Source organism: Acidipropionibacterium timonense, assembly GCF_900605005.1.
Taxonomy (GTDB): domain Bacteria; phylum Actinomycetota; class Actinomycetes; order Propionibacteriales; family Propionibacteriaceae; genus Cutibacterium; species Cutibacterium timonense.
Genome location: NZ_LR027558.1, coordinates 1248369 through 1265162, shown reverse-complemented (window position 1 = coordinate 1265162; position 16794 = coordinate 1248369). Strand labels below are relative to the sequence as shown.

Annotated in this window: 13 protein-coding genes; 8 read left to right on the top strand and 5 right to left on the bottom strand. The window is 68.5% G+C overall.

Annotated features, from left to right (window positions below; all coding sequences use genetic code 11):
- Nucleotides 1-3 precede the first annotated feature (3 nt).
- The 8 genes from E0E30_RS05980 (at nucleotide 4) to E0E30_RS05945 (ending at nucleotide 10791) form a co-directional block, all read left to right on the top strand.
- Nucleotides 4-255 (top strand): HGxxPAAW family protein, encoded by a 252-nt coding sequence (locus tag E0E30_RS05980; protein WP_130865522.1) that lies wholly within the window; start codon nucleotides 4-6, stop codon nucleotides 253-255.
- Nucleotides 256-259: 4 nt separating this feature from the next.
- A complete protein-coding gene (trpC, locus tag E0E30_RS05975; protein ID WP_210115869.1) occupies nucleotides 260-1072 on the top strand; it encodes an indole-3-glycerol phosphate synthase TrpC in 813 nt (270 codons plus the stop codon).
- 73 nt (nucleotides 1073-1145) lie between these two features.
- On the top strand, nucleotides 1146-2384 hold the full coding sequence (trpB, locus tag E0E30_RS05970; RefSeq protein ID WP_130865520.1) for a tryptophan synthase subunit beta: 1239 nt from the start codon (nucleotides 1146-1148) through the stop codon (nucleotides 2382-2384).
- Nucleotides 2381-3208, top strand: a complete 828-nt coding sequence (trpA, locus tag E0E30_RS05965) for a tryptophan synthase subunit alpha (protein WP_130865519.1) — start codon at nucleotides 2381-2383, stop codon at nucleotides 3206-3208. Before trpB ends, trpA begins: the two co-directional genes overlap by 4 nt.
- Nucleotides 3209-3305: 97 nt before the next feature.
- Nucleotides 3306-4208, top strand: a complete 903-nt coding sequence (lgt, locus tag E0E30_RS05960; RefSeq protein WP_411914022.1) for a prolipoprotein diacylglyceryl transferase — start codon at nucleotides 3306-3308, stop codon at nucleotides 4206-4208.
- Between the two features lie 157 nt (nucleotides 4209-4365).
- A complete protein-coding gene (gene gltB, locus E0E30_RS05955) occupies nucleotides 4366-8889 on the top strand; it encodes a glutamate synthase large subunit (protein WP_130865517.1) in 4524 nt (1507 codons plus the stop codon).
- Nucleotides 8882-10372 (top strand): glutamate synthase subunit beta, encoded by a 1491-nt coding sequence (locus E0E30_RS05950; RefSeq protein WP_130865516.1) that lies wholly within the window; start codon nucleotides 8882-8884, stop codon nucleotides 10370-10372. Before gltB ends, E0E30_RS05950 begins: the two co-directional genes overlap by 8 nt.
- An 83-nt stretch (nucleotides 10373-10455) precedes the next feature.
- Nucleotides 10456-10791 carry a hypothetical protein gene (locus E0E30_RS05945; RefSeq protein ID WP_245306517.1) on the top strand — a complete coding sequence of 112 codons (336 nt, stop codon included), beginning with the start codon at nucleotides 10456-10458 and terminating at the stop codon, nucleotides 10789-10791.
- A 109-nt stretch (nucleotides 10792-10900) separates the two neighbouring features.
- On the opposite strand, the gene E0E30_RS05940 is transcribed toward E0E30_RS05945, so the two are convergent.
- The 5 genes from E0E30_RS05940 to E0E30_RS05920 all read right to left on the bottom strand — a co-directional run bounded on the left by E0E30_RS05940 (nucleotide 10901) and on the right by E0E30_RS05920 (nucleotide 16600).
- Nucleotides 10901-11902, bottom strand: coding sequence for a LacI family DNA-binding transcriptional regulator (locus tag E0E30_RS05940; protein WP_130865515.1), 1002 nt, complete (start codon nucleotides 11900-11902; stop codon nucleotides 10901-10903).
- A 26-nt stretch (nucleotides 11903-11928) separates the two neighbouring features.
- Complete coding sequence (locus tag E0E30_RS05935; protein ID WP_130865514.1) at nucleotides 11929-13335, bottom strand: GH1 family beta-glucosidase; 1407 nt, start codon at nucleotides 13333-13335, stop codon at nucleotides 11929-11931.
- Nucleotides 13332-14240, bottom strand: coding sequence for a carbohydrate ABC transporter permease (locus tag E0E30_RS05930; RefSeq protein WP_130865513.1), 909 nt, complete (start codon nucleotides 14238-14240; stop codon nucleotides 13332-13334). The genes E0E30_RS05935 and E0E30_RS05930 overlap by 4 nt, the downstream gene beginning before the upstream one ends.
- On the bottom strand, nucleotides 14237-15214 hold the full coding sequence (locus E0E30_RS05925; RefSeq protein ID WP_130865512.1) for a carbohydrate ABC transporter permease: 978 nt from the start codon (nucleotides 15212-15214) through the stop codon (nucleotides 14237-14239). The genes E0E30_RS05930 and E0E30_RS05925 overlap by 4 nt, the downstream gene beginning before the upstream one ends.
- A gap of 66 nt (nucleotides 15215-15280) precedes the next feature.
- Nucleotides 15281-16600, bottom strand: a complete 1320-nt coding sequence (locus E0E30_RS05920; RefSeq protein WP_130865511.1) for an ABC transporter substrate-binding protein — start codon at nucleotides 16598-16600, stop codon at nucleotides 15281-15283.
- Between the last annotated feature and the right edge of the window lie 194 nt (nucleotides 16601-16794).

The following is a 16794-nucleotide window of genomic DNA, read 5'->3' as shown; positions in this document are numbered from 1 at the left end:
CCGATGCCGACCCAGACCTCGACCAGACCCGTTCGCCAGTACGAGGACGGCAGGAGCCCTGCGGGTTGGACCGGATCGGTCACCGCCCTCGTCGGGTTCATCGTCGCCACCATCGGCGCCATGACCGGACCCAACTGGCCCACGTGCATCGTCGGGGCGGCCCTCGTCGTCCTCGCCCTCGTCGCCGCCGGCATCCTCAAGGCCCTCGGGTACGGGCAGTCCCACCTGTCGCGTCCCCGCGCCGACGAGTCCTGACGGGCTGCCCATGACGGTCCGTCACACCGGAACCGTTCTCGACGAGATCATCGCCGGGGTCCTCGAGGACCTCCACGAGCGGCAGGTCCTCGTCGAGGAGGCGAGTCTGCGCGAGGCGATCGAGCTCATCGAGCCGGCCCTCGACCCGCTGCCGCGGTTCGCCGCCCCGGGCCTGTCGGTCATCGCCGAGGTCAAGCGGTCGAGCCCCTCGAAGGGAGCCCTGGCGACCATCGACGACCCCGCCGCGCTCGCCGATGCGTACCACGCCGGCGGCGCCGCAGCGGTGAGCGTCCTCACCGAGCGGCGTCGGTTCTCCGGGTCGCTGGCCGACCTCGACGCCGTCCGCGCCGCCGTGCCGATCCCCGTGCTGCGCAAGGACTTCATCGTCACCCGGTACCAGGTGCTCGAGGCCAGGGCCCACGGCGCCGACCTCGTTCTCCTCATCGTCGCCGCCCTGTCCGACGAGGACCTGGCCGAGCTGTACCAGTTGGCCACGAGCCTGGGCATGACGGCCCTCGTCGAGGTGCACACGAGCGAGGAGGCACGCCGGGCGGTCGATGTGGGCGCTCGCCTCATTGGTGTCAACGCGCGCAACCTCAAGACCCTCGAGGTCGATCCCGGCGTCTTCGGTCGGCTCGTCGGCGACCTGCCCGAGGACGTCGTCAAGGTCGCCGAGTCGGGGATCCGTGGGGTCGACGACGCCGTGTGGTTCCACGACCAGGGGGCCGACGTCGTCCTCGTCGGGGAGGCCCTCGTGCGCGACGGCGACCCGACAGGCACGCTTCGCGCCATCACCGCAAGGACGACCATCTCCTGAGACCGCCGGGCGGACGTGGCCCTGGCCCCCCAAGATGGGTGGACACCAGGTAGCCGACGGAAGGACGCCCACGATGTCAGGACCCGATCCGAGCAGTGACGGTCACTTCGGCCGTTTCGGCGGGCGATTCGTCCCCGAGGCCCTCCAGGCGGCCCTCACCGAACTCGACCGGACCTTCCGCGAGGCCCTCGCCGATCCGTGCTTCCACGCCGAACTCGACGCCCTGCGCCGTGACTACGCCGGACGCCCCACCCCGCTCACCCGGGCCGGTCGCTTCGCCGAGCACTGCGGCGGCGCCATCGTCCTGCTCAAGCGCGAGGACCTCAACCACACCGGGGCCCACAAGGTCAACAACGTCCTGGGGCAGGCGCTGCTCACCCGGCGGATGGGCAAGCACCGCGTCATCGCCGAGACCGGCGCCGGCCAGCACGGCGTCGCCACGGCGACCATCGCCGCGATGATGGGACTGGAGTGCCGGATCTACATGGGCAAGGTCGACACCGACCGCCAGGCCCTCAACGTGGCGCGGATGAAGATGCTCGGCGCGGAGGTCGTCGGCGTCGAGGCCGGGTCGAGGACCCTCAAGGACGCCATGAACGAGGCCATGCGCGACTGGGTGACGAACGTCGCCGACACCCATTACCTCATCGGGACCGCCTCGGGACCGGCGCCCTTCCCACGGATGGTCAAGGAGTTCCAGCGGGTCATCTCGACCGAGACCCGCCAGCAGGTCCTCGACCGCTTCGGTCGGCTGCCCGACGCCGTCTGCGCCTGCGTCGGCGGTGGCTCGAACGCCATCGGGTCCTTCGCCGACTTCGTCGACGACGAGTCGGTGCGCCTCTACGGTTTCGAGGCCGGGGGAGAGGGGGTCGACACCGGACGCCACGCCGCGTCGATCACCGGCGGATCGGTCGGCGTCCTCCACGGGACGAGGACCTTCATCCTCCAGGACGAGGACGGTCAGACCATCGAGTCGCACTCGATCAGCGCCGGGCTCGACTACCCCGGCGTCGGGCCGGAGCACGCCTGGCTGGCCGACACCGGACGGGCCAGCTACCTGCCGGTCACCGACGCCGAGGCCATGGACGCCCTCCAGCTGCTCACCCGCACCGAGGGCATCCTGCCGGCCATCGAGTCGGCCCACGCCGTGGCCGGGGCCATGAGGATCGCCGGCGACCTCACCCGCCCCGACGGCCAGCCTCCGATCATCGTCATCACCATCTCCGGACGCGGTGACAAGGACGTACGCACGGCCCTGGACTGGTTCGGGATCGACGGATCGGTCGACGCGACGACGGGAGCCATGAAGTGAGCAGCATCGACGCCTTCCAGCGCGCCCGCGACGAGCACCGTGCCGCCCTCGTCGGCTACCTTCCGGTCGGACACCCCACGGTCGACGACTCGCTGGCCGCCATGCGTGCCCTCACCGAGGGGACGACCGGCACCGGCGTCGACCTCGTCGAGATCGGACTGCCGTACTCCGACCCCATGATGGACGGCACCGTCATCCAGCACGCCACGACACGGGCACTCGATCGTGGGGTGCGCACCCGCGACGCCCTGCGTGCCGCCGAGACGGTCGCCTCGACCGGCACGCCCTGCGTCGTCATGACCTACTGGAACCTCGTCGAGCACTACGGGGTCGACGCCTTCGCCCGCGATCTGGCCGCCGCCGGCGGATCAGGTCTCATCACCCCCGACCTCACCCCCGACGAGGCGGCCGAGTGGATGGAGGCCTCGGACGCCCACGGGCTCGACCGGGTCTTCCTCGTCGCGCCGTCGTCGACCGATGAGCGGCTGCGCTCGACCCTGGCGGCCTGCAACGCCTGGGTCTACGCGACCTCGATCATGGGGGTCACCGGCACCCGGACGCACACCTCGAGCGCGGCCCCGGCCCTCGTCGAGCGGATCCGTGGAGTCGACCCCGCGATCCCGGTCGGTGTCGGCCTCGGCGTGTCCGACGGAGACCAGGCGGCCGAGGTCGGCTCCTTCGCCGACGGCGTCATCGTCGGGTCGGCCCTGGTGCGGGCCCTCGTCGAGGCCGACGAGGCCGGGCAGCCGGCGTCATCGGGCATCGAGCGGATGCGGCACATCGTCGACGACCTCGTCACCGGAGTGCGTCGGGTCCGCAGGTGACCGCCGTGCGGCCCTGCCTCGTCGGATCCGACCCGGCCGGGGCCGGCTCGTCTTGGAGCCGGCGTCCGCAGCGGGGCACAATGACGCCGTGACGACCCTGCTGAGCATCCCGAGTCCGACCTGGAGTGGGTTCGACATCGGTCCGGTGCGGATCCACATGTACGCCATCTGCATCCTCATCGGGATCGTCCTGGCCTACTGGCTCGGTTCCCGGCGGTACGTGGCCCGCGGCGGCAAGGCCGAGGACCTCGAGGTGCTCGCCACTTGGGGAGTCGTCTTCGGCATCATCGGCGCCAGGGTCTACCACGTCATCACCGACCATCAGCTCTACTTCGGCCCGGGACGCCAGTGGTACCGGGCCTTCTTCATCTGGCAGGGAGGTCTGGGCATCTGGGGCTCGATCGCCGGGGGCGCCCTGGCCATCTGGCTCGTCTGCCGACACCGTCACCTGAGCTTCACCCTCGTGGCCGACTCGCTGGCCCCCGGCATCCTCTACGCCCAGGCCATCGGCCGCCTCGGCAACTGGTTCAACCAGGAACTCTTCGGGCGCCCCACGAGCCTGCCGTGGGGGTTGCGGATCGACCCGGACCACCGTCCGCTCGGCTACGAGCAGTACGCCACCTTCCACCCGACCTTCCTCTACGAGCTCATCTGGAACGGCCTCGGGGCGAGCTTCCTCCTGTGGGCCGACCGGCGGTGGAAGCTCGGTCACGGGCGCCTCTTCGCGCTGTACGTCGTCGTGTACACCACGGGACGGTTCTTCGTCGAACGCCTGCGCATCGACCCGGCCAACCATGTCGACGGCTGGCGGATCAACTCGTACACCTCGGTCATCGTCTGGGCCGTCGCCGTCGTCGTCCTCGTCGTCCTGTCCCGCCGTCACCACGGCGCCGAGACCGCGGGCCCCGCCTCCGGCGACAGCTCGGGCCCCGCCTCCCGCGACAGGTCGGACCCCGCCTCCGACGAGAGCAGGAGCCCTGTCGCCGACGAGGAGTCCTGACGCCGCCACGGACACCAGGTGGGACGGCCATCCCACCTTGTGGACAGCCCGAGTCGACTCGTGGGCTCATGTGCCACTCTGTCGACTACCGTGCAGGCGCAGTGTGCGGGGGAGTGCCCCCGTCCCGGTCTGCCGGCCGGTCAGAGAGGAGTTCCGGATGACGTTCGCGCATCACCCGAGACAGGGTCTGTACGACCCGGCCATGGAGCACGACGCGTGCGGTGTGGCGTTCATCGCCACCATGAGCGGCGTCGCCGACCACACCATCGTGGAACAGGGTCTGCAGGCCCTGCGCAACCTCGACCACCGTGGGGCCACCGGGGCCGACGCGGCCGCCGGCGACGGCGCCGGGATCCTCGTCCAGGTGCCGGACGCCTTCCTGCGGCGGGTCACCGGGCTGCGCCTCCCCGAACCCGGCGCGTATGCCGTCGGTCTGGCCTTCATGCCGGTCGACGAGGCCAAGCGGGCCCGCGCCCGCGCCGCCATCGAGCTCGTCGCGGCCGACGAGGGCATCGAGGTCCTCGGCTGGCGGCAGGTGCCGGTGCACACCCACACCCTCTCGCCGGTGTCGCTGTCGACGATGCCACACTTCGAGCACCTGCTCATCCGCGCCCGTGACGGACGCACCGGGATGGACCTCGAGCGCCTGGCCTTCGTCCTGCGGCGCCGCGCCCAGCACGAGGCCGGGGTCTACCTGGCCTCGCTGTCGGCCCGCACCCTCGTCTACAAGGGCATGCTCACCACCGACCAGCTCGAGGAGGTCTTCCCCGAGCTGCACGACGACGACTTCACCAGCGCCCTGGCCCTCGTCCACTCGCGGTTCTCGACGAACACCTTCCCCGCCTGGGAACTGGCCCATCCGTTCCGGATGATCGCCCACAACGGCGAGATCAACACCGTCCGCGGCAACCGGAACTGGATGCAGGCCCGCGAGGCCCTCCTCGCCTCCGACCTCATCCCCGGTGAACTGTCCCGGTTGTTCCCCATCTGCACCCCGGGCGGCTCCGACTCGGCCTCCTTCGACGAGGTCCTCGAACTGCTCCATCTGGGTGGACGGTCCCTGCCGCACGCCGTCCTCATGATGATTCCCGAGGCCTGGCAGAAGAACCCCCACATGACCCAGCAGGTGCGCGACTTCTACGACTTCCACTCCTTCCTCATGGAGCCCTGGGACGGCCCGGCCGTCGTCACCTTCACCGACGGGACGCAGATCGGCGCCGTGCTCGACCGCAACGGACTGCGTCCGGCGCGCTACTGGGTCACCGACGACGGGCTGGTCGTCTTCGCCTCCGAGGCGGGCGTGCTCGACCTCCCCTCGGCGCACGTCGTCGCCAAGGGACGGCTGCAGCCCGGCCGGATGTTCCTCGTCGACCTGGCCCAGCACCGCATCGTCGACGACCCCGAGATCAAGGAGGGTCTGGCCGCCGAGCATCCCTACGGCCAGTGGCTCGATGAGGGTCGCATCAACCTCGACGACCTGCCGGAGCGGACCCACATCGTCTACTCCCACGCCTCGGTCACCAGACGCCAGCAGCTCTTCGGCTACACCAACGAGGACCTGCGCCTCCTCGTCGCCCCCATGGCCACCAACGGACGACAGGCCATGGGGTCGATGGGCAACGATGCACCGCTGGCCGTGCTGTCCAACAAGTCCCGGATGCTCTGGGACTACTTCTCCCAGCTCTTCGCCCAGGTGACGAACCCGCCGCTCGACTCCATCCGCGAGGAGCTCGTCACCTCCCTCACCGGCTCGATCGGCCCCGAGGCCAACCTCCTGGATCCGGGCCCCGACTCGTGTCACCAGATCGTCGTCAACTACCCGATCCTCAACTCCGACCAGCTCGCGAAGATCGTCCACCTGGGTGCCGGTCGCAACGAGCGCTCCACCATGACCCACGTCGTCCAGGGACTCTTCCCGGTCGACGAGGGAGGGGCGGGCCTGCACGACCGCATCGAGGAGATCCGTGCGGAGGTGTCCCGGGCCATCGCCGAGGGTGCCCGGATCATCGTCCTGTCCGACCGCCACGCCACCCGTGAACTGGCGCCCATCCCGTCCTTGCTGCTCACCTCGGCCATCGAGACCCACCTCGTGCGCGAGAAGACGCGCACCCAGGTCGGTCTGGTCGTCGAGGCCGGTGACGTCCGCGAGGTGCACCACGTCGCCCTCCTCATCGGTTTCGGCGCCTCGGCGGTCAACCCCTACCTCCTCTTCGAGTCCGCCGAGGACATGGCCCGCCGGGAGGTCTACGTGAGGACCGACCCGGAGACGGCGGTGGCCAACGTCTCGGCCGCCCTGGGGGCCGGGCTCATGGGGGTCATGAGCAAGATGGGGGTCTCGACCATCCCGTCGTACACCGGCGCCCAGATCTTCGAGGCGACCGGCCTGCGCCAGGACTTCGTCGACGAGTACTTCACGGGGACGACGAGCCGGATCGAGGGGATCGGTCTGGACGAGATCGCCGCCGAGATCGCCGTGCGCCACCAGCGCGCGTACCCGGTCACCGGCTCGCGCCCGCCGCACCGCCAGCTGCCTGTCGGGGGCCAGTACCAGTGGCGTCGCGAGGGCGAGGAACACCTGCTCACCCCGGAGGCCGTCTTCCGTCTCCAGGAGTCGACGAGCACCGGTGACTACGAGCAGTTCCGCAAGTACACCGACCTCGTCGACGACAATTCCAGCCGTCTCATGACGCTGCGCTCCCTGCTCGAGTTCCGCCACGACCGGCCGTCCGTGCCGCTGGACGAGGTGGAACCGGCCAGCGAGATCGTCAAGAGGTTCGCCACCGGAGCCATGAGCTACGGGTCGATCTCCCAGGAGGCCCATGAGACCCTCGCCATCGCCATGAACCGGATCGGCGGCAAGTCGAACACCGGCGAGGGCGGCGAGGACCCCGAGCGTCTCCACGACCGGCAGCGCCGCTCGGCGATCAAGCAGGTGGCCTCGGGCCGCTTCGGCGTGACGAGCGAGTACCTCGTCAACGCAGACGACCTCCAGATCAAGATGGCCCAGGGCGCCAAGCCGGGTGAGGGCGGGCACCTGCCCGGCCACAAGGTGTACCCGTGGGTGGCCCGCACCCGGCACGCGACGACCGGCGTGGGCCTCATCTCGCCGCCGCCGCACCACGACATCTACTCGATCGAGGACATCAAGCAGCTCATCCACGACCTCAAGTGCGCCAACCCGGCCGCGCGGATCCACGTCAAGCTCGTGGCCGAGACCGGCGTGGGCACGGTGGCCGCGGGGGTCGCCAAGGCCAAGGCCGACGTCGTCCTCATCTCGGGACACGACGGCGGCACCGGAGCGGCGCCGCTCACGTCGATCAAGCACGCCGGCGGGCCCTGGGAGCTCGGCCTGGCCGAGGCCCAGCAGACCCTGCTCGTCAACGGCCTGCGCGACCGGATCGTCGTCCAGTGCGACGGTCAGCTCAAGACCGGCCGTGACGTCGTCATCGCCGCCCTGCTGGGGGCCGAGGAGTTCGGTTTCGCGACGACCGCCCTGGTCGTCGAGGGATGCATCATGATGCGCAAGTGCCACATGGACACCTGTCCGGTCGGCATCGCCACCCAGAACCCCGAGCTTCGCAAGAAGTACGCCGGGGACCCCGACCATGTCGTCAACTTCATGATGTTCATGGCCGAGCAGACCCGCGAGATCCTCGCCGAGCTGGGCTTCCGGTCGATCGAGGAGGCCGTCGGCCACGTCGAGGTGCTCGACGCCCGACCGGCCGTCGACCACTGGAAGGCCAAGGGGCTCGACCTCTCGCCGATCCTTCACCGCGTCGAGGTGCCGTCCGGCACCGCGCTGCACTGCACGACGAGCCAGGACCACGACCTCGACACGAGCCTCGATGTCAAGCTCATCGAGCTGGCCCGTCCGGCCCTCGATAAGGGCACCCCGGTGAGCGCGACCGTGCCGATCCGCAATGTCGACCGCACCGTCGGCACGATGCTCGGCAACCGCGTCACCCTCGCCACCGACGGGCGTGGCCTTCCCGACGACACGCTCGACCTCACCTTCACCGGGACCGCCGGCCAGAGCTTCGGCGCCTTTCTCCCGGCCGGCGTCACGCTGCGGCTCGTGGGCGACGCCAACGACTACGTCGGCAAGGGCCTGTCGGGCGGTCGGATCGTCGTGACGACGCCGGACGACGTCCCCTTCAAGCCGCGCGAGCAGATCATCGCCGGCAATGTCATCGGTTACGGTGCCACGAGCGGCGAGATCTTCCTCCGCGGGCTCGTGGGGGAGCGGTTCTGCGTGCGCAACTCCGGGGCGACGGCCGTCGTCGAGGGGGTCGGCGACCACGGCTGCGAGTACATGACCGGCGGCGAGGCCCTCATCCTCGGCCCGACCGGCCGCAACTTCGCGGCCGGCATGTCGGGTGGCGTCGCCTGGGTGCGCGACCTCGACGTCGACCGACTCAATCCCGAGCTCGTCGACGCCCTGCCCATGGAGCCCGGCGACGTCGAGCGGGTGACCGAACTCCTGGGTCGGCACGTCGAGCTCACCGGGTCGACCCTCGCCGCGGAGATGCTGGCGGCCGGCCCCGATGCCATCGCCTCGCAGTTCACCAAGGTGCTGCCGCGTGACTACGCGCGGATCATGGACATGATGGCCGTCGCCGATCGCGACGGACTCGACGACGAGCAGAGGACGAAGCTTCTCATGGAGGTGTCCCATGGCTGATCCACGCGGATTCATGAAGGTTCCCCGTCAGGTCGCCGATCGCCGACCGGTCGAGGAACGGGTGCAGGACTGGCAGGAGGTGTACCCGGTGAGCCCGGGGCACGCCCTGCTGCCCATCATCACCGAGCAGGCCAGCCGGTGCATGGACTGCGGCATCCCGTTCTGCCACACCGGATGCCCGCTGGGCAACCTCATCCCGGAATGGAACGACCTCATCTGGCGTGACGAGTGGCGCGAGGCCCTCGACCGACTGCACTCGACGAACAACTTCCCCGAGTTCACCGGACGCCTCTGCCCGGCTCCCTGCGAGACGGCCTGTGTCGAGGGGATCAACCGTGATCCGGTGACGATCAAGAACGTCGAGGTGTCCATCATCGACAAGGCCTGGGAGGACCGTCGCGTCATCCCGAAGGTGCCCGAGTGGCACTCCCTCAAGACGGTCGCCGTCGTCGGGTCGGGGCCCTCGGGGCTGGCTGCCGCCCAGCAGCTTACGCGGGCCGGTCACACGGTGGTCGTCTACGAGCGGGCCGACGCCATCGGCGGCCTGCTGCGGTACGGGATCCCCGAGTTCAAGCTCGAGAAGGCGGTGCTGGACCGGCGGGTCAAGCAGATGAACCTCGAGGGGACGGTGTTCCGGCCGAACACGCTGATCGGGGGCCAGGCCCAGGAGGGCCAGAAGGCCATCTCGGGTGCCGATCTGCTCGAGCGGTTCGACGCCGTCGTCCTGGCCATCGGGTCGACGGTGGGTAGGGACCTGCGGGCGCCCGGTCGTGAGCTCGACGGCATCCACCAGGCCATGGACTACCTCACCCAGAGCACGAAGGTCCTCCACGGGGCGGTCATCGAGGACCAGATCCTCGCCACCGACAAGGACGTCGTCGTCATCGGCGGCGGGGACACCTCGAACGACTGCCTCGGCACGGCGCTGCGACAGGGTGCACGCTCGGTGACCCAGCTGGAGATCATGCCGCACCCGCCGGCCGAGCGACCGGCCAACCAGCCGTGGCCGACGTACCCCATGATCTACCGGGTGGCCAGTGCCAACGAGGAGGGTGGCGAGCGGGTCTACTCGACGAACACCCTCGAGTACCTCGGCGACGAGCAAGGCCGGGTACGGGCCCTCAAGGTCACCGAGGTCCGTCGGGAGGGCAGGTCCTTCGTCCCGGTCCCCGGCACGGAACGCGAGATCCCGGCGCAACTCGTCGTTCTGGCGATGGGCTTCACCCATCCGCAGCACACCGGACTGGTCGAGGAACTCGGTCTCGACCTCGACGAGCGCGGCAACATCAAGCGGGACGCCGACTACCAGACGAGTGTCCCCGGGGTGTTCGTCTGTGGTGACGCCGGTCGAGGACAGTCCCTCATCGTCTGGGCCATAGCCGAGGGCCGGTCGGCCGCCAACGGGGTCGACGCCTACCTCCAGGGGACGAGGTCGGCCCTGCCACGACCGATCGACCCGTGGACCCGTCAGCTCATGGTCTGAGGTCGCATCGAGGACCGGTGATGTCACCAGGTCGCCGTCGAGCCCGTGGGGATCTCGGCGGCGACCTGTGGTTTCATGGAACCGTGGACCCCAGGTATGACCTCAACGATCTCGACACCGACGAACGGCACGCCACCCTGCGTCGCGCGCGGCTGGCGACGCTGGTGAGCGTCATCGGGTTCGTCCTCTGCGACCTCGTCGGCGTCATGGCCCATTCCGAGCACGACTGGATGTTCGTCACCGGTGCCTTCGGCGGCAGCGCCTTCTTCCTGGCGATGCTCGCAGCCGCGGTGTGGTGGGCCTACCTGCGGTCGCAGGAGCGCAGCCGCGCGCTCGACGCCCGACTCGACGCCGAGCTGGCCGACGAGCAGATCGACGCCGTCGCGCCCCCGAGGCGGGACATGGGCGTGCGGCGCTGAGGTCGGGCGCCGGACGGGGGCACCTTCCGCGACCTCTTCCATGCCATGGAAGCGGACGAATCGGTCCCGGGTTCGCCGGGCGCCGGGGCACGCGCGGCGCAGTCGTGCCTCAGGCCGACTGTCGTCTGACCAACTCGCTCGTGAACGTCACCCTGGCGGGCACATCGGGTCGGCCCTCCATGAGACCACGCAGCATGTGACCGGCCTCGTGGGCCATCCTCACCGCCGGATTGGTCATGGTGGTGAGTGCGGGACTCACCGTACGCGCCGCGGGGGAGTCGTCGAAACCCACCAGGGCGACGTCCTGCGGTACCCGAAGGCCTCGACGGGACAGCGACTGGAGGACACCACAGGCCATGAGGTCCGATGCGACGAACACACCGTCGATGTCGAGCCTCCGCACCCGGTCGAAGACGTCCCTGGCGCCGTCCATGGTGAAGTCCGCACTGACGACGAGGGCGGGTTCGAGGGCGGCGTCCCGCAGGGCGTCACGGAACCCCTCGAGGCGCTGTCTGGCGGAGTGCATGTCCAGTGGTCCGGTGACGGTGGCAAGACGCCGTCGTCCGATGGAGATGAGATGAGCAGTGGCGATGCGGGCACCGGCCCGGTTGTCCAGATCGACCGAGTGGGCGACCTCGACACAGGGCACACCGACGTAGACGACCGGGACCTTCGTCCTCTCGACGAGCCGCAGTTCGTCGCCGTTGCCGTCATGGTGCGAGACGACGAGTGCCCCGTCGAGGTGGCCCGAACCCACGAGCTGGCTCAACGACGGACCCCCTGTCGGTGCTGACATGCTCAGCACGACCTGGGTGCCCGAACCGGCGAAGGCGGTCACCGCGCCGTGGTAGACCCGCGGGAAGAACGGATCGGAGAAGATACGCTCCTGCGACTCCGGGACGATGACGGCGACCAGTCCCGCACGGCGCGTCACCAAGGACCGAGCGGCCTGGTTCGGGACATAGCCGAGTCGGTCCGCCGCGGCGAGGACCACCTCGCGAGTCGTCGGGCGGACCCCACCGGCACCTGAGAGGGCGCGGGAGGCCGTGGCGCGGGACACTCCGGCATGGAGGGCCACGTCATCAAGGGTCGGCGTCATCGGATCGGACATGTCGGTGTCGAAACTAGCGCGAGAGCTCAGTTCCCGGCCACCTCACCGGAGCGGCAGACCTCGGAGTACCACTCAAAGGACTTCTTGGGGTGGCGATCGAGCCTGTCGTCGACCGAGACGATGCCGAACTTCTTCGCGTAGCCCGCTGCCCACTCGAAGTTGTCGATGAGGCTCCACAGGAAGTAGCCACGGACGTCGACCCCGTCCTCACGGGCGGCGTGGACCGCGGCGAGATGCCGGGACACGTAGGAGATGCGGTCGTCATCGACGACGCGGGCATCGACGACCACGTCATCGCGGCAGGCGGCGCCGTTCTCGGTGACCGCGAGCCACACCCCGGCCGGTCCGGTCCACATCCGGTCGACGCGGGTGAGGATCCGACGCAGGCCGTCGGCCTCGATCTCCCATCCCATGTCGGTGACCGGAAGCGCACGGGGGACCGTCACGACCTCCGGTGCCAACGGGTTCGCGGCGCCGAGAGTCCGGCCACGGACGACTCTGGGTTCGACAGGACCGTCACCGTCCCGCCGAGCCCGGACCACCGAGGTCGTGTAGTAGTTGATCCCCACGACGTCGATGGGCGTCGAAATGATGTCGAGGTCGCCGTCGTGGATGGCGTGCTCCGGCCAGAGCGGTCCGGCGTCGTGGATGAGGTCGGCAGGGTAGTGCCCCTTGAAGATCGGATCCAGCCACAGCCGGTTGAGCGTGGCGTCGACCCGACGGGCGGCGTCGACGTCGGCCGGGTCATCGACGACATCTGGGATGGCCTCGCCGATGTTGAGGGTGATGCCCAGGGTGGCGTCTGGATCGACCTCACGCAGTGCCCGGGCGGTGAGCCCATGGGCCAGGAGATGATGATGGGCGGCGAGCAGCCCCTCGCCGCCGTCCGTGTGGCCGGGAGCGTGTTCACCTCCGGCGTACGAGAGCAGGGATGAACACCACGGCTCGTTGAGGGTGGTCCAGATCCGGACTCGGTCGGCGAGTCGTTCGTGGGCGGCCAGGGCGTAGTCGACCATCGCCTGCGCCGTCGAACGCGACAGCCAACCCCCGGGCAGGGAGGTGGGCAGGTCCCAATGGAACAGGGTGACCCACGGCTCGACGCCGACCTCCAGCAGGCGGTCGACGAGGCGGTCGTAGAAGTCCAGTCCGCGCGGGTTGACCGTGCCATCGGACCTCATGACCCGGGGCCATGCGATCGAGAACCGGTAGTGACTCACCCCCAGGGCCGCGATGAGGTCGACGTCCTCGTCGAGGCGGTGGTAGTGGTCCACGGCCACGGTCCCGTCATCGTCGTTGGCGATGGCGCCAGGCACTCGACAGAACGCATCCCACACGGACTCCTGACGGTCGTCCACAGCAATCGCACCCTCGACCTGGTACGACGAGGTGGCGGTGCCCCAGATGAAGTCCTTCGGGAACGAGATCGTGGTCATCCCTTGACAGCTCCTTGCATGATGCCGGACACGAGTTGGCGTCCGGCGAAGACGAACATGATGAGGACGGGCACCGTCGCGATGACGACCCCGGCCATGATGAGGGAGAGGTCCTTGAAGTAGCTGGCCTGCAGCAACTGCAACGCCACCGGCAGAGTCGGATTGGTCGATCCGAGGACGATGAACGGCCAGAAGAAGTTGGTCCAGGACCCGACGAAGGTGAACAGCGCGAGCATCGCGGCTGCCGGCCGTGCGGCCGGAAGCGCGACATGGACGAAGGTCCGGAACATCGAGCAACCGTCGATCCTCGCGGCTTCGACGAGCTCGAACGGGATGGCCTCGGACAGGTACTGGGTCATCCAGAACACCCCGAAGGCGGTGACCAGTCCCGGCACGATGACCGAGACGAGTTTGCCGGTCCACTCGAGCTTGGACATGACGATGAACAGGGGCACGATGCCGAGCTGGGTCGGGACGGCCATGGTCCCGACGACGAAGGCCAGGAGGCCCTGGCGTCCGCGGAACCGCAGCTTCGAGAAGGCGAAACCTGCCAAGGTCGAGAAGAACACCGTGGACACGGCCGTGATCACGGCGACGATGACGGAGTTCGCCAGGGCGTGCCACAGGGGGATGCCCGAGTCGACCACTCGCTCGAGGTTGTCGAGGAAGTGAGTCTGCGGAACGAGGGATGGCAGGGGGTGGCGTGCGATGTCCTCGGCGGTCGAGGTCGACAGGAGGAAGGCGTAGTACAGGGGGAACGCCGAAATGACGACGACGAGCACCAGGAGACCGTAGGTGACTGCGCCTGGACGTCGACGTCCGTGGTCCATGCGTTCGCGTCGCCGGATTCGCCGGGCTGCTCCCTTGCCGGCGAGCTGTTCGGCCATGGGCGCTGACATGGTCATCGGTGGCCTCCTCGACGATGGCCGGTGGTCGATCCCGTGCTGGAGATACGGCGGGTGAGGGCGAAATTGAGCAGTGCGATGAGGACGACGACGAGGAAGAGCAGCCACGCCACGGCGGCGGAGCGACCGAGATTGTGCTGGGACCCCCAGCCGAGTTCATAGAGGTACATCGTCAGGGTCATCCACTGACGGTCGGCTCCTCCCATGCCGATGTTGTCGAACATGCGCGGCTCGTCGAAGATCTGCAGACCTCCGATGGTGGACGTGATGACGACGAAGATCATCGTCGGGCGCAGCATGGGGATCGTCACCCGCAGGAAGGTCTGCACGCGATTGGCGCAGTCGACGACTGCGGCTTCGTAGATGTCCTGGGGAATGGCTTGCATCGCGGCCAGGAAGATGAGCGAGTTGTAGCCCGTCCAGCGGAAGTTCACCATGCTTGCGATGGCGATGTGTGGCCAGATGCCGCCTCCGTGCCAGGCGATGGGGTGCAGGCCCATGGTCGTGAGCAAGGTGTTGATGGCGCCGGAGCCGTCCGCGAAGAGCTGACCGAAGATGAGGGACACCGCGACGGGCGCGACGACGTAGGGCACGAGGACGCCCATGCGCCAGAAGGTCTTCGCCCGCAGATTGGCATTGAGCACCGCGGCGATGAGGACTGCGGCGATGACCTGGGGAACCGAGGAGAGGAGGAAGATGCTGAAGGTGTTGCCCAGACCCTTCCAGAACCGTGCCTGGTCGAGGACGTAGGCGTAGTTGGACCAGCCTGCCGGGCCCAAGTCACCGCGGATGAGATTCCACTTCCGGAAGGACAGATAGCCCGTGTAGAGCAGCGGGAACATCCCGACGATGAGGAAGACGATGAAGAACGGTGCCACGTAGAGGTACGGGGCGACCTTGACCTCGGTGGTGGACCACCTCTGGCCGATGGTTCGTCGTGGGGTCGGCATCTGCCGCGTTCGCGTCACTGACATCGTGTCCTCCTTCCTCGGGCTGGTGGCGGGCGATGGGGAGCATCGCCCGCCACACGGTCCCTTCGATCAGCCGAGTCCGGCAACCTCGGCCACGGCCTTCTTCCACGAGGCGTCCGCCGAGTCCGTCTTGTCGACATCGACCCGGTTGAGGGCGTCGGAGACCGCCGTCGTCTCGGCGAAGTAGTTCGGGCCCTTGAAGGGATTCACCGTCACGGCCTTGGCGCGATCGGAGAAGATCTTGCCCACCGGCGCACTGTTGAAGAAGGGATTGGTCTGCTTGAGCAGTTCGGCGTTGTCGAGAGCTGCCTTCTGGCTCGGGAAGTTGCCCTTCGTCTTGAACGCAGTGATCTGCTGCTCAGGAGCGGTCAGCCATGCCGCCAGGGCCTTGGCCTCCTCGGTGTGCTTGCCCATCTTGGGGACGGTGAGGTACGACCCACCCCAGTTGCCGCCACCGCCGGGGAAGACGTCGGCGATGTCCCAACCCTTGACCCCCTTGGCATTGCCCTCGATGACTCCCGTCATCCAGGCCGGGCAGAGCATCGTGGCGAACTTGCCGGTCTGGAACGAGTTGACCCAGTCCTGACTCCACTGGGCCAGCCCTGCCGACAGCTTCTCGTCCTTCGAAGCCTTGACCGTGGAGTCGTAGATGTCCTTGATCGGCTTGTTCTGGTCGAGCGGGATGATCTTCTCCTCGGTGTCCGACGAGGAGTACGGGTTCTTCATCTGGTTGAGGCGACCCTGAAGAATGGCCCCGGCCGAGTCGAACCATGCGACGCCGTTCGACTTGGCGACGAACTTCTGTCCGACGCTGAAGTAGTTCTCCCAGTCACCGGTGAGCATCTTGGCGACCGAGTCGCGGTCCGACGCCAGGCCGGCCTTCTTGAACAGGTCGGCGCGATAGCAGATGGCCTCGGGGCCCGAGTCCGTGCCGTACCCCAGGAGCTTGCCGTCCGGAGTGGTCGCCGCCTGGGTCTTCCAGTCGAGCCAGCGGCCCTTGACCTCATCGGAGGTGAGGTCGACGAACTTGTCCGGGGCCTGCATGAGATCGGGCAGCCAGTCGACCTCGATGGCCTCGATGTCGGACAGTCCCGAGCCCGCGGCAAGGCGGGTGTTCATGTTGTCGCGAGCTTCCTGGCTCGTGGCGGCCTTCTTCGGGACGACCTTGATGTTCGGGTGCAGCTTCATGTACTGCGCGTAGAGGCTGTCGTACCCGAATTCGTTGAAGGTCGCCACGGTGAGGGTGATCTTCTCGTTGCTCTTGGCGGTGCTCGTCGTCGTGCCGGTTCCCGAGTTCGAGCCACCGCAGGCGGTGATGGCCAGCGATGCCGCCAGGGCGACGGCTGCCAGGGCGACGCCCCGCCGGCGTGGATGGTTCCTGATCGACATGGTCGTCGACTCCTTCGTCCGATGATCAGTCCGGATCGCCCACCCTCATGGTGGAAGCGCTTCCATGACGACATGAAGTCTCGTACGGAAGCGCTTCCATGTCAAGTACCCGTCGTTGACACGCCTTGTCGAGACATCACCTCACCGCCACACCGCGACGGCCCCGCTGCGTCCGGCCAGGACCACGGTGACCC